Below are 16807 nucleotides of genomic sequence, written 5' to 3'. Positions count from 1 at the left end.
CGATGCCAGGTAAAACCTTCATTCCATCTTCTGGTTGATCTGCTTTGGTTTCCTTTTGGAAGCCTGAAATCAGCGATCTCCCCTTGAAGCAGAAAGCCACCCCCCGGGGTGGCTTTTTTGTTGGGCGTGTGCGCGCTTGTTGTGGTGGCTTGCTTAGGAGCGGTGGGCGTGTACCTGCAGCCAGTTGCCGTCGATGTGTTGTCACACGCGTGTTTCGCAGCAGCTGGCGGTGATGGGCACACCGTTGCTGAGCTTCTGAGTGAGGCGGGTGTAGCTCAAGATGGCCGCATCGGGGCCGATCCAGCGGATGTGGGGCCTGGCCATGCTCACCTGCACCGGTGTGGCGCTCGCCTGGGGATCGCCGGGAAGCTCGAAGTAAAACTTGTGGAAGGGCAGGCCTTCGGCCAGCACGCCGTTGGTTTCTGCTTCGAAACAGGTGAGATCCGTGCTGCAGAGGCTGGCGTAGGTGTCCCAGTCGCCGCACGCCACGCTTTCGAGCAAAGTCTGGTTCAGGCTCAGAAGGGCTTGATCGAGGCTCTTGAGATCCGAACTCACGGGGTCAGCACCAGGTCGTTGAAGCTCACGATCCTCTCAAACGGCCCCGGGTCGCGTCCGGGGTTGCCCTCGCGATCGCTGAACACCACCTGCATGCCCGCGGCAGCGGCCGCCTGACATTCCGTTAGGGCATCGCTGACAAACAGCATCTGCTCAGGATCGACGCCGAGCTGAGCGGCGATAGTCGCGTAGCTCTCGGGCGCCTGTTTCGGGCCGATTCGAGTGTCGAACCAATGGCTGAACAGCGGCCGTAAATCGCCTGCATTGCTGTGGCCGTAGATCAAGCGCTGGGCGGCGACCGACCCTGAGGAATACACCGCCAACACCAGACCGGCCCCATGCCAGCGCCGCAGCGCGCCAGGCACATCGGCGAATAGTGGCCCTGTCAGGGCACCGCTTCGGTAGCCCTGCTCCCACACCAAGCCCTGGAGATCCTTGAGGGGGGTGAGTTTGCGATCGCGGCGGATCAACCATTGCAGGTAGGCCAACGTTCCTACCCCGCCCTGTTGCCGCAACGCTTGGGCCTCGGGGTCGGCGTCCTGCCGCCAGGCGGCTTCGACCTCATCCAGGAGGCTTCGCACCGCGAGGTCGTTGCGATGGCTGTCCAGAAACGCTTCGAGTTGTTCTGCCGCATAGGGAAACAGGGTGCTCGAGACAAAGCTCACGGGGCAGGTGGTGCCTTCGATGTCGAGCAGCACGTGTGTCACCCCCTGCCGACACACCTGGTTTCGGGGCGCTTGGCGCTGCTGCCGCGGCGCGCTTAAGGCCTCAAGCAGCAGCTGGCGCCAGTGCTGCTCCAGCAGAAATTCCAGGATCTCCAGATGGCGATGGGCCGTTGGCAGATCACGCCCCCAGGCATAGAGGCCATGGCCCGCGATGAGCAGCCCGTGGGGCGCCTGGCGCAGGTGGGGTTCGGCCTCGGCCCGCAGACGCTGCAGATCCTGGTTGTTGTCCAACACCGGAATGGCCACCGAGCTCTCGTGGGTGGTGATGCCCTCCAGACCCTTGAGCATTTCCAGGTCGTGCAGGCTCAGATGGGCAACGCCGCAATCGCCGCTGGGGGCGTAGTGCTGGGAGAGCAGCGTGCCGGCCTGGGAGTGCGTGTGCAGCACGGCACCGGCCCCGCAGGTTTCCACCAGCGCCAAATGCAGCTGGGTTTCGGCGCTGGCCTTCCCCTCCCCCCGCACCACACCGCCGTGGGCATCCACCACGATCAACGCTTCCGGCGCCACGGAGCCCTTGTCGACACCGCTCGGTGCCATCAACAGCTGTAGGGGCTCGCGATCCAGCACGCAGCTGAAGTTGCCGCCCGTGCCGTCGCACCAGCCGCGGCGGTGGATCGTTGCCATGGTGGCGCTGAGTTGCTGCGCCAGGGCGGCGGTGCTGCCGGCTACGGGATCCACGCTCAACTGCAAGGAGCTCAATGCTGGCAGCTGGGGCACCAGTGGCTGCTGCGGCCGCCGAGCTTGTCGCGGCGAATGGGGGTGTGGCAACGGCGGCAGGGTTCGCCGCCACGCCGATACACCCAGGCCACGCCGCCGTAATTGCCGTTGCTGCCGCTGAGGTCGCGAAAATCGCTGAAGGTGGTGCCCCCCGCACCGATGCTGGTTTCCAGCACCTCCACCAGGGCCTGGTGCAGCCCTTTCAGCCGCGACAGCGACAAGCGTCCACTGGGGGTGCTGGGCTGGATGCCGGCGGCAAACAACGACTCATCGGCGTAGATGTTGCCGACTCCTGCCACCAGAGACTGGTCCAACAGCGCGTTTTTGATCGGCCGGCTGGAGCCCCGCAGGCGCTCACGCAGGTAGGTGGCGCTGAAGGCCTCGCTGAACGGTTCCGGCCCCAATTTCTGCAGGCCGGTGATCACGCTCTCCACGGGCTCGCCTGGCGGCACCCACCACATCTGGCCGAAGCTGCGGGTGTCCACGAAGCGCAACTCCTGGCCCGCGGCATTGAACAGCTGCACCCGCGTGTGGGCGCAGGGCGGGCGCGGCGCATCGAGCCAAAGAAACTGGCCGGTCATGCGCAGGTGCACGCCCCAGGTGCCGGCGTCGCGTCCCCCGCGGCTGAGCTGCCCCATCAGGTATTTGCCGCGCCGCTCCCAGGCTCCAACTTCGGTGCCGCTCAGGGCAGCGGTGAAGGCGGCTGGCGATGCTGGGCTGGCGATGGCCCGCGCCCGCAGCACCTCCACCCGCTCGATCGTGAAGCCTCGGGTTTGGCTCTCCAGGCCGCGCCGCACGGTTTCCACTTCGGGGAGTTCAGGCATGGGCGCTGGCAGGGCGGGCAGAGCTGGGGACTCCTGCGAGCCCATTCGAAAGCCCGCACCACCAACGGTGGCACGGGCTGATCTGGCGCACGATTGGGATGTGGCGCGCCGCTTGAGGGAACAAGCCGGCCGGAGCTCAGGCCTTGTCGAGTTCGCTCTCGGCGAAATTGTTGGTGTTGATGCCGCCTTCAGAGCCGCTATAGCCGTTGTAGTTCACCTTCTCGAAGCGAACCACCACGGGGTAGCGGATGCCGGAGGTGTCGATTGAAGCGACGGTGCCGACTTCGTTGAACCAATAGGACTCGGGGCGCTTGATGCGCACCTTGTCGCCGCGGGAGATGGCCATCGCTGCGCTGTAGATCGGGTGGCTGCCACAGGGAAGATACCCGCGCGGGCGGGAGGCTTCATCGCCGGCGTCACGATTCGTCGCCCTTGCTGTGGGGGGGCGCGGGCTACCCCGTGGCACGATCGCGTCTTCAGCCGCGCGACCCCTTCCATGGCCATGGCCCCCACGGAGGTCCCAACGCCGCCGGTGCTGACGCTCGAGCTGCCCGATCCAGACAGCGACACCATCAGCACGATGGAGTTTCTGGCCCGCCTCGAGGAGGCCTGGGCCGTGTGCGATCGCTTCGACCTGCAGACCGAGATCTGGCGGGGGCGCATCCTGCGGGCTGTGCGAGACCGTGAAAAGCGGGGCGGCGAGGGGCGCGGCACCGGCTTTCTGCAATGGCTGCGCGAGCGCGAAATCAGCAAGACGCGGGCTTACACCCTCATCCAGTTGGCCGAGTCGGCCGACAGCCTGGTGGGTGACGGGATGCTGGAGGAAACCAGCGTCAACAACTTTTCCAAGCGCGCCTTTCTGGAGACGGCCCAGGCCGATCCGGAGGTGCAGCAAATGATCAGCGAGGCGGCCAACGAGGGTCAGCAGATCACCCGCAAGCAGGTGCGGCGTCTGAGCGATGAGTTCACCGCCGCCACCAGCCCGCTCCTGCCCGAGGAGATCCGCCAGCGCACCGCCGAAAACCTGCTGCCGCCGCGGGCTGTGGCCCCTTTGGTGAAGGAGCTGGCCAAGCTGCCCGAGGCCCAGCAGGAGGACCTGCGCCGGGTGTTGCGGGAGGAGCCGGAGCTGGAGCGGGTCAAGGATGTGACCAGCACGGCCCGCTGGCTCAGCAAGGCGGCGGAGGCGGCCCTGGCGGTGCGGGCCTTCCAGCAGGGGGAGCTGGATTTTGAGAAGGCCCTGCAGGAGGCCCAGCGGCTCGATGCCCTCGGCTTGTTGGCCGATGCGGTGGGCCAGGCCCAGGCCCTGGAGAGCGCCGTGCTGAAGCTGCACACCAGCTGGCGGCGGCTTGGTGGTCTGCAGGAGCGCCTCTGGGTGGAGAGCGGCAGCAGCACTCCCCATCTGCGGGAGCTGCTCACGGCTCTGCAATCGCTCAGCGGCAGCACCCTGCGGGTGTCGCTGGGGGAGCTGGCGGGTGGCAAGCGGGTGCGGCTGCAGTTGGTGGAGGAATCCCCCGACCAGCTGGACCCCCCGCCTCTTCCGTGAGCGCGGCGCCTCCCCTGCATCTGGTGGCCGCTATGGTAAGGTGCACTACAGGTAGGGCTCTTTTGTCTAGCTCCCTGCCCAGCGGCACGATTCGCAGCATGCCTGGGGGCATGCGTGTCGACGCGCCGATGCCTCTGGGGTATCCGCTGGAGTTGGCCCTCGAGCGCCATTTCGGCTGGTCGACGTTTCGGCCCGGCCAGCGCCCGGTGGTGGAGGCCTTGCTAGCCGGCCAGGACTGCCTGGCGGTGCTGCCCACCGGGGGCGGCAAATCCCTCTGCTATCAGTTGCCGGCCCTGGTGCGTGGCGGTCTGGTGCTGGTGATTTCGCCTCTGGTTGCCCTGATGCAGGACCAGGTGAGCCTGCTCCAGCGCCGCGGCATCCCCGCGGCCTGTCTGCACGGGGGGCTGGCGTTGCCGGAGCGGCGGCAGTTGTTGCAGCGCCTGCGGGATCACAAGCTGCGCCTGCTCTACCTGGCACCGGAGCGGCTCCAGGCGGAGGCCACCCGCCAGTTGCTCGACGACGTGCTTGAGAGCGGTCAGCTGGTGGCCCTGGCGGTGGATGAAGCCCACTGCATCAGCGCCTGGGGCCACGATTTCCGCCCCGACTACCGCCGCCTGGGGCAGTTGCGCGCCCAGTGCCCGGGGGTGCCCCTGGTGGCGCTCAGTGCCACCGCCGCCCCCCAGGTGCGGGCCGACATCATCCGTCTGCTGCAGCTGCGCCGGCCGCTGATTCAGGTGCGTTCGGCCCGCCGCACCAACCTGGTGTATGGCATGCAGCTCCGCCCCGCCGAGCCTTTGCCCCTGGTGCTGGAGACGGTGACGGCCGCCCGCGGGGCTGTGCTGATCTACGCCCGTACGCGCCGCTCCGTGGAGCAATGGGCCGCCCGACTCACGGCGGCTGGGCTGGAGGCGATCGCGTATCACGCCGGCATGGATCCCGAAAGCCGCCAGCTGGCCCTCGAGCACTTTCAGCACCAGCCCAGGCCGGTGTTGGTGGCCACCGTGGCTTTCGGGATGGGGGTGGATCGACCGGATGTGGGATTGGTGCTGCACCTGGATCTGCCGGCCAGTCCGGAGGGGTACCTGCAGGAATCGGGGCGGGCGGGGCGCGACGGCCTGCCCGCCCGTTGTTTGGTGCTCTACGACCCGGCCGATCGCACGAGCCTGGGCTGGGCCATCCGCGGGGGTGGATCCCAGCTGATGCCTGCTGCCGCCACGGCGGTGCAGCGCCAGCAGGACCAGCAGCGCCTGGAGCTGGCCCAGCAGAAACTGCGGCGGATGGAGGCTGTGGCGGAGGGCGAGGGCTGCCGGGAGCAGGCGCTCCTGCTGGCCGTGGGCGAGCTGGCCGCCGCCTGTGGCCGCTGTGACAACTGCCAGAGCCCACGGCGCCGGCAGGATTGGTTGGTGGACGCGCTCACGGCGCTGGAGGCGCTCGAGGCCAGGCCGGGTCGGGATTTGCGCAGCCTGGCCGAGGAGCTGGCGGGTGCGGCTTCTGCCGAGCTGCGCCGGGAGCAGGAGGCCAGCTGGGGTTGGCTGCTGCGGCGCTTGGTGCAGGAGGAATTGCTCAGCGAGAGCGACGACGGCGCCCAACGCCTCTACCTGCGGGCCTCGGGCCGGCGCTATTGCCGCCAGCCCTGGCCGTTGCACTGGGCCGCCTGAGGCGGCTGGGGTATTAGCTGCCCCGAGCCTTGCAGATGTCGCTGATCAGCTGTTCTTCGAAGTCGGTTTGGGGAGCATCCCAGCTCTTCCACTGCCCCGACTGGCTGGTGGCATTCAGTTTGCGGGCCCCACAGTTGACCGCCAGATAGACAGGTTTGCCGTCGCCGTTGAGGGTCGGGGCCACATAGCTACCGCCCATGGGCTGCCAATTGGCCCAGTCGACCTGGAGTGGGCCGTAGCTGCGCCAGTCGGGGCCCTGGGGCTTGCTGCTGCCGGCCTTGCTGGTGGTGCTCGGCTGCGTTGTTGTGGCGGCTCGGGTGGCGGTGTTCACCGGCTTGGTGGTGGCTGGCTTGGGGGTGGCCGTTTGGGGAGTGGCGGTGGCCGCGGCAACGGCTGTGGTGGCTGCAGTGGCTGCAGTGCCAGTGGTGGCTGCGGCGATGCGGCTGGTTGGCTGGGCCGTCGCCACGGCCTGGGCTGCAGCTGGCGCTGCGGCAGCGGGTTGGGGGGTGGCTTGGGGTGTGGGCTGCACCGTCGGTTGCACAGTCGGCTGAACGATCGGCTGCACCGTGGCCGTGGATTGGGCTGCCGGCGTCACGACCGGTTTGGGCTTGGGCTGGGCGACGGGTTTGGCTGCGGCTTTGACGGGTGCTTTCGCAGTGGCTTTGGGGGTGGCCTTGACCGGTGGTGGGGCTTGCAGTTTCAACCGGGTGCCGGAGACGACCAGGTTGGGGTCGCTGATCTTGTTGATGGCCACCAGCTTTTCGACGGGCAGGCCGTAGCTGTCGGCGATGGTGGAGAGGTTTTCGCCGCTGCGCACCACGTGCTCCTTGGCGTTGCGTGGGGTGGCGCTGCTGCGGGCTGCCGGTGCCGAGGAGGGCCGACCGGGGATGGCCAGACGGGTTCCAGCCACCACCATGTTGGGGTTGCTGATCTGGTTGAGCTGGATCAGGCGCTCGGTGCTGGTGCCAAAGCGATCGGCGATTTCCGAGAGGGTTTCACCGCTTTTGATGGTGTACGGCGCCGTGGGCAAGGGGCGGGGTGCGGCTGCGCTGGCGCTGCTTCGGGCTCCGGGCACCACCAGCTTCTGGCCGGCTACCACCAGGTTGGGGTTGGTGATGCCGTTGGCCTGCATCAGCTGGGTGAGGCTGACGCCCTGACGGGCGGCGATTTCCGAGAGGGTTTCACCCGGCTGCACAGTGATGCTGCCGCTGCGGGCACCACCGCTGGCCGCTGCCGTGCTTCGGGCTCCTGGCAGCACCAGCTTCTGGCCGGCCACCACCAGATTGGGGTTGGTGATGCCGTTGGCTTGCATCAGCCGGGTGAGGCTGACCCCGTGGCGCTCGGCGATTTCCGAGAGGGTTTCGCCCGGCCTCACCACCACATTGGCCAAGGCCGCTGCGGGAGCCAGGCTGGGCAGGGGCAACACCACTGCTAGGGCCAGGGCGGCAAGGGAGCGACGCATCGGCACCACTGATAGATGCTGGAACGTTAAGGGGGCCGCCCGGGCCGATCCAGCCCCCGGATGACCTTCGGCGCATCAAAGGTTCTGATCGGCCCAGCGCGATCAGCGACTCCCGATCAGCCCAGCAACCGTTTCACCAGTCCCAGCTTGCCGGCATAGGGGGGGTAGCGGAAGGGCAGATCCAGCCAGAAGGGGCGCCGCAGCACCGTGCGCTGGTGCGAGAAGGTGAGAAAGCCGGTGTGGCCGTGGTAGCTGCCCATGCCGCTCTCCCCCACCCCCCCAAAAGGCAGGGCGGCGGCGCCGGCCTGCAGCACCACGTCGTTGAACCCCACCCCACCCGAGCTGGTGGTGGTGAGGGTGCGCTCCTGGGCGCTGCGGTTGGGGCTGAACAGATACAGGGCCAGGGGCTTGGGCCTGCTGCGCACCTCCACGAGAGCCGCGTCGAGATCGGCCACCTGCTGCACCGGCAGGATCGGGCCGAACAGCTCCTCCTGCATCAGCGGATCGTCGCCGGAGGCCACGGCCACCACGGTGGGTTCGATCCGCCGCCGCGCGGCATCGCTGCGGCCCCCCACCAGCACCTGGCCCCGTTGGCGCGCGCCCGCCAGCAGGGCCTCCAGCCGTTGGAACTGGGCGTCGCTGACGATGCAGCCGAGATCGTCGCTCTCCAGTGGATCGGCGCCGTAGAAGCGGGTCCATTCGGAGGCGATGGCGGCCACCAGTTCTCCCTGAAGGGGAGCCTGCACCAGCACGTGGTCGGGGGCGATGCAGGTTTGGCCGGCGTTGAGTCCCTTCCCCCAGGCCAGACGCCGAGCGGTGGTGGCGATGTCGGCATCGGCGAGCACGATGGCCGGGCTTTTGCCGCCGAGCTCCAGGGTGACCGGGGTGAGGTGGCGGGCCGCGGCGGCCATCACCAGTCGACCCACCCGGCCGCCACCGGTGAAGAAGATGTGGTCGAACTGCTCCTCAAGCAGCTTGGCGGCCACCGCCCCATCGCCGGTGACCACCTGCACCACCTCGGCGGGGAAAGCCGCCGGGATGGCGCGGGCCAGCAGCTCCGCGGTGCGAGGCGCGTGCTCGGATGGCTTGAGCACGGCGGCGTTGCCTGCCGCCAGAGCACTCACCAGGGGGTGCAGGCAGAGCTGGAAGGGGTAGTTCCAGGGGCCGATGATCAACACGCAGCCCAGGGGTTCGGCCTGCACCCAGGCTTGCCCCGGCCGCAGGGCGAGATCCAGCCCGATCGCTCGGGGGGCCATCCAGCCCTTCAGCTTCCGGCGGGTGAGAGCCAGCTCCTGGCGCACCGCGATCAGTTCGAAGGTGGCCTCCAGGGGAGGCTTGCCCAGGTCGGCGGCCAGGGCCTCAAGCACCTCCGCTTCATGCTGTCTGAGCAGTGCCGCCAGACGATCGAGCTGCTCCAGGCGCCAGGCCAGGCTGCGGCTCAGCCCGGCACTGACCGGTGCCCGCATCGCCGCGATCGGAGTGGCCAGGAGCGGGGGGGAGGTCATGGCAGACATCAAGGGCATCCACCCTGGCAAATGGTCGGTGCTCCATGCGCAAAACATCGGTGCGCAACACATCGGTGCGGAGCTGGCCGATGAGCTCCTGCAGTGCCGGTTGCTCCAGGTTGTCGTGCCGCAGCACGACGGCAGCGGGCCGCAGGGGTTGCGCTGCTCGGGTCAGCCCCACCACCACCCAGTCGCCGAAGGGGAAGGGTTGGCTGTGGTCGCTCCAGGTGGGGGCCAATCCATTCGGGTCGGCGAGGACGGCCAGATCCAGCACCCGCTCGCGCAGCAGTTCCAGGCTGCGCTCTTCTGCCAGCCATTCCTGCGGCAGGGGGCTGCCGAAATGGCCCAGCCGCTGCAGCTGACGGCTGCCCCTGGCCAGGCGCAGCAGCTGGGCGGTGTGGCGCAGGGATCGCAGAACAGCCTGGTTGGCATGGGCTCGGTAGCGGCCCTGGCTCTTGCGGAAGTCCAGCCCCAGCTGCTCGCTGGCATGGCGGTAGAGGCGCGAGACGGAACTCTGGTCGCAGTTGCTGAGGGTCGCCACGCGGCTGGTGCTGCCCGTGATCTCCAGCAGATCCAGGATCGGTACGCCGTCGATCAGGATGTCGCGCATACGGTCACAAGCATGCTTTTGCAGCGCTGCGACCGTATGAATTCGTGAGGGGCCCCGGCTTGTGGATTACCCGTTAGTGGGTAGGGCCGCCACTGGAACGATCAGCCACTGGAAAGATCAGCTGCACCGCGGCGCCTCCCAGGGGCGAGCGACCCACCACCACCTGGCCATGGTGGTTCTCCATGGTGGTCTGAACCACGAACAATCCCAGGCCGCTGCCGGTGGGCTTGCTGGTGGCTAGGGGCTCAAGGTCTGTCTCCGGCGCCTGGAAGCCCGGGCCGTTGTCCGCCACGGTCAGCACCACCGTGTCGGCATTGCGCCGAAGGCCCACCACCACCGTGGCCGGGGCGCCATCCACGCCGCCCCCCGCGCTCTCCAGGGCTTCCAGGGCGTTGCGCAGCAGGTTGACCACGGCGATCTGGATCTGGGCCGCATCGCCCATCACGGCCCAGCTCTGGTCCAACCCCTGGCGCTGCACCGTGACGCCGGCGGCCTTGAGGCTGGGTGCCGCGTAGAGCAGGGCATTGCGGGTCACGTGGGCCAGGTTGAGCAGCTGGTGGTGGGTTTGCACGTTGCGCAGCAGGCTGCGCATCTTCTCGATCGTCGCCACCACCGCATCGGCGTTGGCGGCGATGGCCCGCAGCGGTTCCTGCAGGGGTTGGGCCAGCGGAGCATCGCCCTGCTCCAGCAGCAGCTTGCTGTTGAGGAGCAGGGTGCTGAGGGGCAGGTTGATCTCATGGGCGACGGCGGCGGCCTGCAGGCTGCTTTTGAGCTTGTCCTCCAGCACCAGCACGGTTTGGGCGTCCTTGAGGCGTTCCCGCTCCATGGCCTCTGCCAGCTGCCGCCTGGCCTGGGTGAGTCGCTCCACCAGGGCGCCGAAGGCCTGGGATACCGCCTCGATTTCAATGGCGCTGCCGGCGGGCAACTTCGGGTCGAAAACCAGATCGGCTGTTGTGGGCGTCACCTGGGTGGCGGCCTCCCCACAACGCCGTCGCAACACCTCGAGCGGACCCAGCAGCCAGTCGCCCACCCGGATGGTCACGACCACCGCAGCGGCCACGGCGGCCAGGGAGAGCAGCAGGGCAATCAGGGCGAAGCGCTGGCTGGCCTGAACCGCCTGGTCGGACTGGTTGGCGGTGATCAGCAGCCAGTTGAGCCCTTCCCGTTGCCCCCAGGGATTGAGGTCGAGCAAGAACGTGTGGCCGTCTTGATCGGTGGTGTGGGGGCCGGTCTGCTCGGTTCGGGGCTGGAGGGAGCCGTTGCGGCCCTGGCGGAACAGGTTGCGGCTGGCGGCTTGCACCAGGGGATCGGGGAGTTGATCGATGCGCACCCGGCGGGTGGCGTCTCCCGTGCCGGTGCTGGTGAAGGCTGGCCGGGAGCTGGCCACCACCATGCCGTCGGGCTCCACGATCAGGGCAAAGCCGCGCACGTCTTTCCACACCTCCGCCAGCCAGGTGTTGAGCTGGCTGAGCACGAAGTCGACGCCGATCACGCCGAGCAGCTGGCGATTGGGCCCATAGAGGGGCTGGTTGTAGGAGATCGCCAGCACCGCGGGTTTGTCTTCCCATTGGTAGATCGAGCTCCAGCTGGCTTTGCCCGCCTTCACCGTTTCGACATACCAGGCTTCCTCGTGCGCGGTGGTCATGCCAGGCACGGTCTCGAGCAAGGCCCCCCGCTCCCCTTTTGTCCCCAGGGCATACACGCCCAGGGTCCCTTTGCCGAGGGGGCTGGCGATGGCGTCCTCATTGAGCACGAAGGCGCCGTTCTCGAGCCGCTCCACCCCGATAAATTCGCCGGCTGGGTTGCCGAAGTTGATGTAGCCCACCGGGAACAGCTGCATCTGGCTCCAGAACCGCTGCCCCATGGCCTCGAAATCCGTCAGCGAGAGCTGGCCTTGCCGGATGGCGAGCACGTTGAGGTTGTTGATCAGTTGCGGGGCCTGCAACCGGCTTGAGAGCTGCTCGGAGAGGTCGGTGATGGCATCCTGCTGGCGCAGGGCATCGGTGAAGCTGAGGCCGCTGCGCTGGCCGCTGAAGTAGGCCATGCCGCCCACCGCGCTGCTCACCAGCAGCAGCTGCAGGCTGGTGGCCCAGATGATGCGGTCGCGCAGGCGCTGGCCGGGAGGCGAGGGGAGCTTCACGGCATCGGCGCCAGGTGCAGCACCGCCCGCCGCACCAGTTCGGCGCCACTGCAGCCCAGGCGGCGGGCGATCGCCTTGCGATGGGTCTCCACCGTGGCCAGCGACAGCCCGGTGCAGGCGGCGATGGCTTTGTTGGAGAGTCCGCGGCCGATCAGCTGGAAGATCTCCCGCTGGCGGGGCGTCAGGCCTGGCATCGCCGGGTGGCGGGATGGCGCATCGGGCTCCTGCGGCACCAAGGCCGACTCGATCACGCCCTGGAGGGTTTCGTAGGTGGAGGTTTTGTCCACCACACCCACCAGCATCGGTTCGAGCTCCTCCGGGCACACAAAGCTGGCGGCCTGGGCGGAGAGCACCAGCATTCGCGCCTGCGGCTGCTGCATCTGCAGAAACCGGGCCACCTCCAGGCCATCGCCATCGGGCAGGGCCAGATCCAGGATCAGGATGTCGGGGCGATGGTGGCGGCAGGCCAGCAGGGCGTCGTGGCAGCTTGTGGCGGTGGCCACCACCTCCAGATCCCGCAGCCCCTGCAGCATTGTGCAGAGCAGCTGCAGAAACATCACCTGGTCTTCAACGATCAGGCAACGCAGGCTCACGGTGTGGGTGCCGCTCTCTGCATCATGCCGAAGATTCCGGTGCCGGCTTCGGTTTTGTAAGCCCTTGACGAGACTTGAACTCGTGACCTCTCCCTTACCAAGGGAGTGCTCTACCGCTGAGCTACAAGGGCATGTGGAAGGTGGGCCGGGTTGGATTTGAACCAACGTAGGCAGAGCCAGCGGATTTACAGTCCGCCCCCATTAACCACTCGGGCACCGACCCGAACCACACCCGAAGAACTTACCAGCCGGCCCCTCCCGCCAGCCCCTCACCCCATGCAGCTGCTCGCTCTCCACGGCCCCAACCTCAACCTGCTCGGCACGCGTGAGCCGGGGCTGTATGGCAGCGCCAGCCTGGAGCAGATCAACGCGGAGCTGCACCTCCAGGCAGCCGAGCTGGGGGCGACGATCGACTGCTTCCAGAGCAACCACGAGGGGGCCCTGGTGGATCGCATCCACCAGGCGCGCGGCGCCGTGGACGGGATCCTGATCAACGCCGGCGCCTACACCCACACCTCGATCGCCCTGCGCGATGCCCTGCTGGGGGTGGCCATTCCTTATGTGGAGCTGCACCTGAGCAACGTCCACGCCCGGGAGCCGTTTCGGCATGGGTCCTATCTCGCCGATCGGGCGGTGGGGGTGATCTGCGGGTTTGGCGCTGGGAGTTACCGTTTGGCGCTCGAGGGTCTGGTGGCTCATCTGCGCAGCTCGTCTTGACCGCCTCCTTGACCGCCGCGCCGCGGGCCGACCAGGCCCGCATCAAGTGGCTGGTGGCCCCCAGCAGCGCCAGCTGGCTGGAGCAGGCCAATGCCCGGCCTGATCTGGTGCTGATCGATCACGCCCACTGCGAGCGCAAGGCGGCCGGGGTGGCCCTGCAGCTGATGTTCCGTTACCCCTCGGATGAAGGGTTGGGGGCGGCGCTCAGCCCGCTGGCACGGGAGGAGCTTGAGCACTTCGAGCTGGTGCTGCAGTTGCTGCAGCGGCGCGGCATTGCCCTCAAGCCGCTGCCCGCGCCGGGGTATGGCGCCCAGCTCACGGCGGCGGTGCGCAAGGGTGAGCCCGAGCGCATGCTGGATTCCTTCCTGGTGGCCGGTCTGATCGAGGCCCGTAGCCATGAGCGCATGGCCCTGCTGGCGGCCCACAGCCTGGAGGTGGCCCTGCGCGATCTCTACTCCGAACTGCTGACGAGCGAAGCTCGCCACTTCGGTCTCTATTGGCTGCTGTGTGAAGCGCGCTTCGGCCGTGAGGCCACCATGGCGCGGCTGCAGGAGCTGGCGGCGGTCGAAACCCAGGCCTTAACTGGATTTCTGACGCATCTCGAGGACGTGCGGATGCATTCTGTGGGGGTGGAGCTGGGGAGCTCGCCTGTGTAGGTGCACCAGACGCTGATTCGACGCAAAAGTGCACCTCTCCAAATCGAAGGATGGCAGGTGTTCAGAGTGATGGAGGGCGATGTTTTGCTCCCCAGTTCCTTTGCCAAAACTGCCATGAAAAGCCCATTTTTCGGGATCCTTGGCCTCCTTCTTCTGACTGTTTCTGGCGTGCCAGCCATGGCAGAGCAGCGTGGCGGTCCGAACTCCGGTGGATCACGACCTCAGACTCCTGCTGAATTGTCCAATAGCGACAATCCTTGTGGAGCTCAGCTGCGTCCCTGTGGGTGGTAAGCGTTAATCGAGCAGCGGGAATCGATCGGCGATGCCATCGCCGGTGAACTGGGCCACCCAGCCGCTGGGTGAGGCCGATTCTTTAGAGCCGACGAGCTGCTGTGCGAAGAGCGCTACAGATGTGAGGGCATCGTGGTGCGGCTGCAGGAGCAGGCTTCGTGGTGCCAAGTGTGCCCCAGGCTTCTGCAGCGAGCTTTGAACGGGAGCGGTGCTTGATGCATGGGATCCCATCCATAATTCAACCCACGCGGGTTGGGTCCCTGGGTTTGTCGTTGCTTGAGCGTTGACTGGCACCTCCCCGCTGCGCCGGGCGCTGCTGATGCTGGTGGCCCATCACCCACCGCAGGCCCATGTGCAGCAGCTGGCGGCTTGCCTGCAGGCCCTCACGCCGGCGATTGGCTACGGGCTGGTGGTGAACGACCACCGGCCCGGTGAGCCGGTGGAGGCCCTGATCCCCGGCGCCGATTGCTGCCTGGTGCAACGGCGCAATCCCGGCTACGGCACGGCCTGCAACCAACTGGTGGCGCAGCTCAGCGCCGAGGGGCGATTGCCACCGCTGATTGCCGTGCTCAACACCGACCTGAGCTGGCAGCCCGGGGCGATGGAGACGCTGCTCAGCTGGCTGGAGGCCCACCCCGATGTAACGGCGGCCACACCGCGGCTGCGCTTCCCCGATGGCCGCGAACAGCACCTGGCCAAGCGCAACCCCACCCTGCTGGCCCTGGCCAGCCGGCGCTTTGTGCCGCGCTGGCTCAAACCGGCCTGGCTACGCCGCTACGACCGCTGGTACACCTGCGGTGACCGCGCCTACGACCAGGTGTTTGAGGCGCCTTACTTGAGCGGCTGCTGCCTGTGGATGCGTAGCGGGGCCTTCCAACGCGAAGGCGGTTTCAACGAGCGCATTTTTCTCTACTTCGAAGACGCCGACCTCACCCGCCGGTTGGGCCGCCATGGCCGCACCGTGCACCTGCCGGTGGCCACGGTGGTGCACCACTGGGGCCGGGGCAGTTACATCAGCCTGTGGCTCACCTGGGTGAACCTCCGCAGCGCCTGGATCTACTTCCAGCTCTGGGGCTGGCGGCTGTGGTGAACGCAATGCCGCAAGAAACACACCCAGCGATCGAGGTGGTGATGGCGGTGCACAACGGCGCCGACTGGCTGGAGCAGCAGGTGGCCACGATCGCCGCCCAAACCCATCGCCCCAGCCGGCTGCTGGTGTTGAACGATGGCTCCAGCGATGGCAGCGGCGCGCTGCTGGAGCAGCTCGAGGCGGCCTACGGCGGTTGGCTGCAGCAGCTAATGCCGGTGCCCCCGGGCCAGCCTCGCGGCTGTGTGATGAGCTTCGCCGAGCTGTTGGCGGCCACCACCGCGCCCTATGTGGCCCTGGCTGATCAAGACGACCTCTGGGATCCCACCAAACTCGCCAATTCGCTGGAGATGCTGCTGGCGGCGGAAGCTCGTGCGGCCCGATCGGGCAAGCCTCAGCCGCTGTTGGTGCACAGCGACGCACGCCTGATCGATGCCTTTGGCCAGCCGCTGTATGCGTCGTGGTGGCAGCGGCAGGGGCTGGCGCCTCCGCCCAGGGATCTCTGGCACCTGGCGGCCCGCAACCGGGTGATGGGCTGCACAGCCCTGCTCAACCGCGCGTTGCTGGAGGCGGGCCTGCCGATTCCGCACCAGGCGGTGCTGCACGACTGGTGGCTGGCCCTGGTGGCCCAACGCGCCCATGGCTTGCTGCAAATGCCTCAGGCCACGCTCAGCTACCGCTTTCACGGCGCCAATCTCAGCCAGCCGGCGCGCTGGTGGCAGTGGCCCCAGCGCGGTTGGGCGGTGTGGCGCCAGTGGTGTGCGCTGCGGCAGCGCTTTGGCGATCCGCAGCAGCCGGGCGACCTGTGGCGGTTGGTGCGGCGACGCCTGCGGGGGTAGAACAACTAGGCGGTGCTCAATGGCGGTGACGGGACCCAAGCAGCAGAAACTGGAGCTGGATGCGGCCGCGCCGACATCATTCGCCAGGCCGATCGATTACGATCTCGATGACGTGGAGGACCTGCGCCTCGGGATCGACGCTCTGAAAGACCCTGCTGACCCAGTGCTCGATTGGGCCGAAGTGCGTGATGCAGATCCATCAGGGCCGAGGAACACCTAGGTCAGAGCAGATCTTGCGCACCAGAAGCTCCTTAATTTCGGTGTGCCTGGGGATGGCACTGCGCCTGTTGAGCTCGGGCTGGTGCCACCAAGAGTGGTTGCCGCCTTCGCGCAAGAGGCTGCAGCCGTGCTGGCTGAGATGGCGCAGCGGATCGCGGCGCTTCATAGAGCCAGCGCCAGCTCCTTAAAGGAGCTGCCAGCAGCAGCACGGGCTTCGGCACGGTTCATCTCCAGGGCTTCCTTCAGCACCGCCTTCAGCGAAACCACCAGCCCTTCACGCGTTCGTTCCTGGGCATTCACGCCTGGCACCTCTTCCACCCAGCCGATCCACCGGTCGCCGTCTTGCTACACAACAGCGGTGTAAGTGCTCACGCCAGCAGCCTCATTTGGATCAAAAGCTTCCAGCACACCCTAATCAGCGCATCCCGCGAAGCCAGTGACGCCCGTTGCGCAACACGCTCCGATTTGGGGTGGTGATGTGGTGCTGGTGATCCAGGAGTTCCGGCACAAGGTGCTGCGCCAGTTTTTCGAAACCGGCAGTGACGTGGACCCCGGCAATCGGTCCAGGGTGAATGAGAGTCCTCAGCCGGCCAGACTGGGCCGGGGACTTCACCATGAAACGCACCAGGCACACCGCGGAGCAGATCATCCGCAAGCTGAAAACGG

18 protein-coding genes and 2 tRNA genes are annotated in these 16807 nt (G+C 67.4%); 7 read left to right on the top strand and 13 right to left on the bottom strand.

Annotation, left to right across the window (positions count from 1 at the left end; all coding sequences use genetic code 11):
* Nucleotides 1-201 precede the first annotated feature (201 nt).
* The 4 genes from KBY70_RS13720 to KBY70_RS13700 form a co-directional block, all read right to left on the bottom strand.
* Nucleotides 202-555, bottom strand: a complete 354-nt coding sequence (locus tag KBY70_RS13720) for a DUF4440 domain-containing protein (protein ID WP_254988876.1) — start codon at nt 553-555, stop codon at nt 202-204.
* Nucleotides 552-1997, bottom strand: a complete 1446-nt coding sequence (gene mtnC / locus KBY70_RS14505; protein ID WP_315859759.1) for an acireductone synthase — start codon at nt 1995-1997, stop codon at nt 552-554. Before mtnC ends, KBY70_RS13720 begins: the two co-directional genes overlap by 4 nt.
* On the bottom strand, nt 1976-2821 hold the full coding sequence (locus KBY70_RS13705) for a DNA-formamidopyrimidine glycosylase (RefSeq protein ID WP_094561456.1): 846 nt from the start codon (nt 2819-2821) through the stop codon (nt 1976-1978). Before KBY70_RS13705 ends, mtnC begins: the two co-directional genes overlap by 22 nt.
* 136 nt (nt 2822-2957) lie before the next feature.
* A complete protein-coding gene (locus KBY70_RS13700; protein WP_254988875.1) occupies nt 2958-3167 on the bottom strand; it encodes a photosystem I reaction center subunit IV in 210 nt (69 codons plus the stop codon).
* 150 nt (nt 3168-3317) lie between these two features.
* On the opposite strand from KBY70_RS13700, the gene KBY70_RS13695 reads away from it, so the two are divergent.
* On the top strand, nt 3318-4364 hold the full coding sequence (locus KBY70_RS13695; RefSeq protein ID WP_409996069.1) for a hypothetical protein: 1047 nt from the start codon (nt 3318-3320) through the stop codon (nt 4362-4364).
* Nucleotides 4365-4474: 110 nt separating this feature from the next.
* Nucleotides 4475-6022 carry a RecQ family ATP-dependent DNA helicase gene (locus KBY70_RS13690; RefSeq protein ID WP_254988874.1) on the top strand — a complete coding sequence of 516 codons (1548 nt, stop codon included), beginning with the start codon at nt 4475-4477 and terminating at the stop codon, nt 6020-6022.
* 13 nt (nt 6023-6035) lie between these two features.
* Here KBY70_RS13690 and KBY70_RS14430 read toward each other — a convergent pair whose 3' ends face one another.
* The 7 genes from KBY70_RS14430 to KBY70_RS13655 form a co-directional block, all read right to left on the bottom strand.
* Nucleotides 6036-7484, bottom strand: coding sequence for a LysM peptidoglycan-binding domain-containing protein (locus KBY70_RS14430; protein ID WP_261356155.1), 1449 nt, complete (start codon nt 7482-7484; stop codon nt 6036-6038).
* A 116-nt stretch (nt 7485-7600) separates the two neighbouring features.
* Complete coding sequence (locus KBY70_RS13680; protein WP_254988877.1) at nt 7601-8950, bottom strand: aldehyde dehydrogenase family protein; 1350 nt, start codon at nt 8948-8950, stop codon at nt 7601-7603.
* Complete coding sequence (locus tag KBY70_RS13675; RefSeq protein WP_254988873.1) at nt 8859-9599, bottom strand: hypothetical protein; 741 nt, start codon at nt 9597-9599, stop codon at nt 8859-8861. The genes KBY70_RS13680 and KBY70_RS13675 overlap by 92 nt, the downstream gene beginning before the upstream one ends.
* 73 nt (nt 9600-9672) lie before the next feature.
* Nucleotides 9673-11739 carry a sensor histidine kinase gene (locus KBY70_RS14500; protein ID WP_254988872.1) on the bottom strand — a complete coding sequence of 689 codons (2067 nt, stop codon included), beginning with the start codon at nt 11737-11739 and terminating at the stop codon, nt 9673-9675.
* Nucleotides 11736-12332 carry a response regulator transcription factor gene (locus KBY70_RS13665; RefSeq protein WP_254988871.1) on the bottom strand — a complete coding sequence of 199 codons (597 nt, stop codon included), beginning with the start codon at nt 12330-12332 and terminating at the stop codon, nt 11736-11738. The genes KBY70_RS14500 and KBY70_RS13665 overlap by 4 nt, the downstream gene beginning before the upstream one ends.
* Before the next feature lie 59 nt (nt 12333-12391).
* A tRNA-Thr gene (locus KBY70_RS13660) sits at nt 12392-12463 on the bottom strand.
* 10 nt (nt 12464-12473) lie between these two features.
* Nucleotides 12474-12555: transfer RNA gene (locus KBY70_RS13655), tRNA-Tyr, on the bottom strand.
* Nucleotides 12556-12608: 53 nt separating this feature from the next.
* On the opposite strand from KBY70_RS13655, the gene aroQ reads away from it, so the two are divergent.
* From aroQ to KBY70_RS13630, 5 genes are all read left to right on the top strand, one after another.
* Complete coding sequence (gene aroQ / locus KBY70_RS13650; protein ID WP_254988870.1) at nt 12609-13049, top strand: type II 3-dehydroquinate dehydratase; 441 nt, start codon at nt 12609-12611, stop codon at nt 13047-13049.
* Complete coding sequence (locus KBY70_RS13645; RefSeq protein WP_254988869.1) at nt 13046-13705, top strand: tRNA-(ms[2]io[6]A)-hydroxylase; 660 nt, start codon at nt 13046-13048, stop codon at nt 13703-13705. The genes aroQ and KBY70_RS13645 overlap by 4 nt, the downstream gene beginning before the upstream one ends.
* A gap of 574 nt (nt 13706-14279) precedes the next feature.
* On the top strand, nt 14280-15086 hold the full coding sequence (locus KBY70_RS13640) for a glycosyltransferase (RefSeq protein WP_254988868.1): 807 nt from the start codon (nt 14280-14282) through the stop codon (nt 15084-15086).
* A gap of 5 nt (nt 15087-15091) precedes the next feature.
* Entirely contained in the window at nt 15092-15922 is an 831-nt protein-coding gene (locus KBY70_RS13635) for a glycosyltransferase (RefSeq protein ID WP_254988867.1), read from the top strand.
* 25 nt (nt 15923-15947) lie between these two features.
* Nucleotides 15948-16142, top strand: a complete 195-nt coding sequence (locus KBY70_RS13630) for a CopG family transcriptional regulator (protein WP_254988866.1) — start codon at nt 15948-15950, stop codon at nt 16140-16142.
* Here the strand turns inward: KBY70_RS13630 and KBY70_RS13625 are convergent.
* Together KBY70_RS13625 and KBY70_RS13620 are read right to left on the bottom strand one after the other, a co-directional pair.
* Nucleotides 16122-16307: a type II toxin-antitoxin system HicA family toxin gene (locus KBY70_RS13625; RefSeq protein WP_254988865.1), complete on the bottom strand. Its 186-nt coding sequence runs from the start codon at nt 16305-16307 to the stop codon at nt 16122-16124. The two genes, KBY70_RS13630 and KBY70_RS13625, sit on opposite strands and share 21 nt — an antisense overlap.
* A 249-nt stretch (nt 16308-16556) precedes the next feature.
* A partial coding sequence (locus tag KBY70_RS13620; RefSeq protein ID WP_254988864.1) for a hypothetical protein occupies nt 16557-16807 on the bottom strand: 251 nt, incomplete at its 5' end.

This window comes from Cyanobium sp. ATX 6E8 (assembly GCF_024346335.1).
In the GTDB taxonomy this organism is placed as follows: domain Bacteria; phylum Cyanobacteriota; class Cyanobacteriia; order PCC-6307; family Cyanobiaceae; genus Cyanobium_A.
Note: the sequence above shows the minus strand (reverse complement) of the source record. Positions and strands in the feature narration are given on the sequence as shown.

Excerpts from the sequence above, each read along its gene's own strand:
- KBY70_RS14430 (WP_261356155.1), bottom strand. The coding sequence starts at position 7,484 with ATGCGTCGCTCCCTTGCCGCCCTGGCCCTAGCAGTGGTGTTGCCCCTG.
- KBY70_RS13625 (WP_254988865.1), bottom strand. The coding sequence starts at position 16,307 with ATGAAGCGCCGCGATCCGCTGCGCCATCTCAGCCAGCACGGCTGCAGC.
- KBY70_RS13700 (WP_254988875.1), bottom strand. The coding sequence starts at position 3,167 with ATGGCCATCTCCCGCGGCGACAAGGTGCGCATCAAGCGCCCCGAGTCC.
- KBY70_RS13635 (WP_254988867.1), top strand. The coding sequence starts at position 15,092 with ATGCCGCAAGAAACACACCCAGCGATCGAGGTGGTGATGGCGGTGCAC.
- aroQ (WP_254988870.1), top strand. The coding sequence starts at position 12,609 with ATGCAGCTGCTCGCTCTCCACGGCCCCAACCTCAACCTGCTCGGCACG.
- KBY70_RS13675 (WP_254988873.1), bottom strand. The coding sequence starts at position 9,599 with ATGCGCGACATCCTGATCGACGGCGTACCGATCCTGGATCTGCTGGAG.
- KBY70_RS13695 (WP_409996069.1), top strand. The coding sequence starts at position 3,318 with ATGGCCATGGCCCCCACGGAGGTCCCAACGCCGCCGGTGCTGACGCTC.
- KBY70_RS13705 (WP_094561456.1), bottom strand. The coding sequence starts at position 2,821 with ATGCCTGAACTCCCCGAAGTGGAAACCGTGCGGCGCGGCCTGGAGAGC.
- KBY70_RS13690 (WP_254988874.1), top strand. The coding sequence starts at position 4,475 with ATGCGTGTCGACGCGCCGATGCCTCTGGGGTATCCGCTGGAGTTGGCC.
- KBY70_RS13680 (WP_254988877.1), bottom strand. The coding sequence starts at position 8,950 with ATGCGGGCACCGGTCAGTGCCGGGCTGAGCCGCAGCCTGGCCTGGCGC.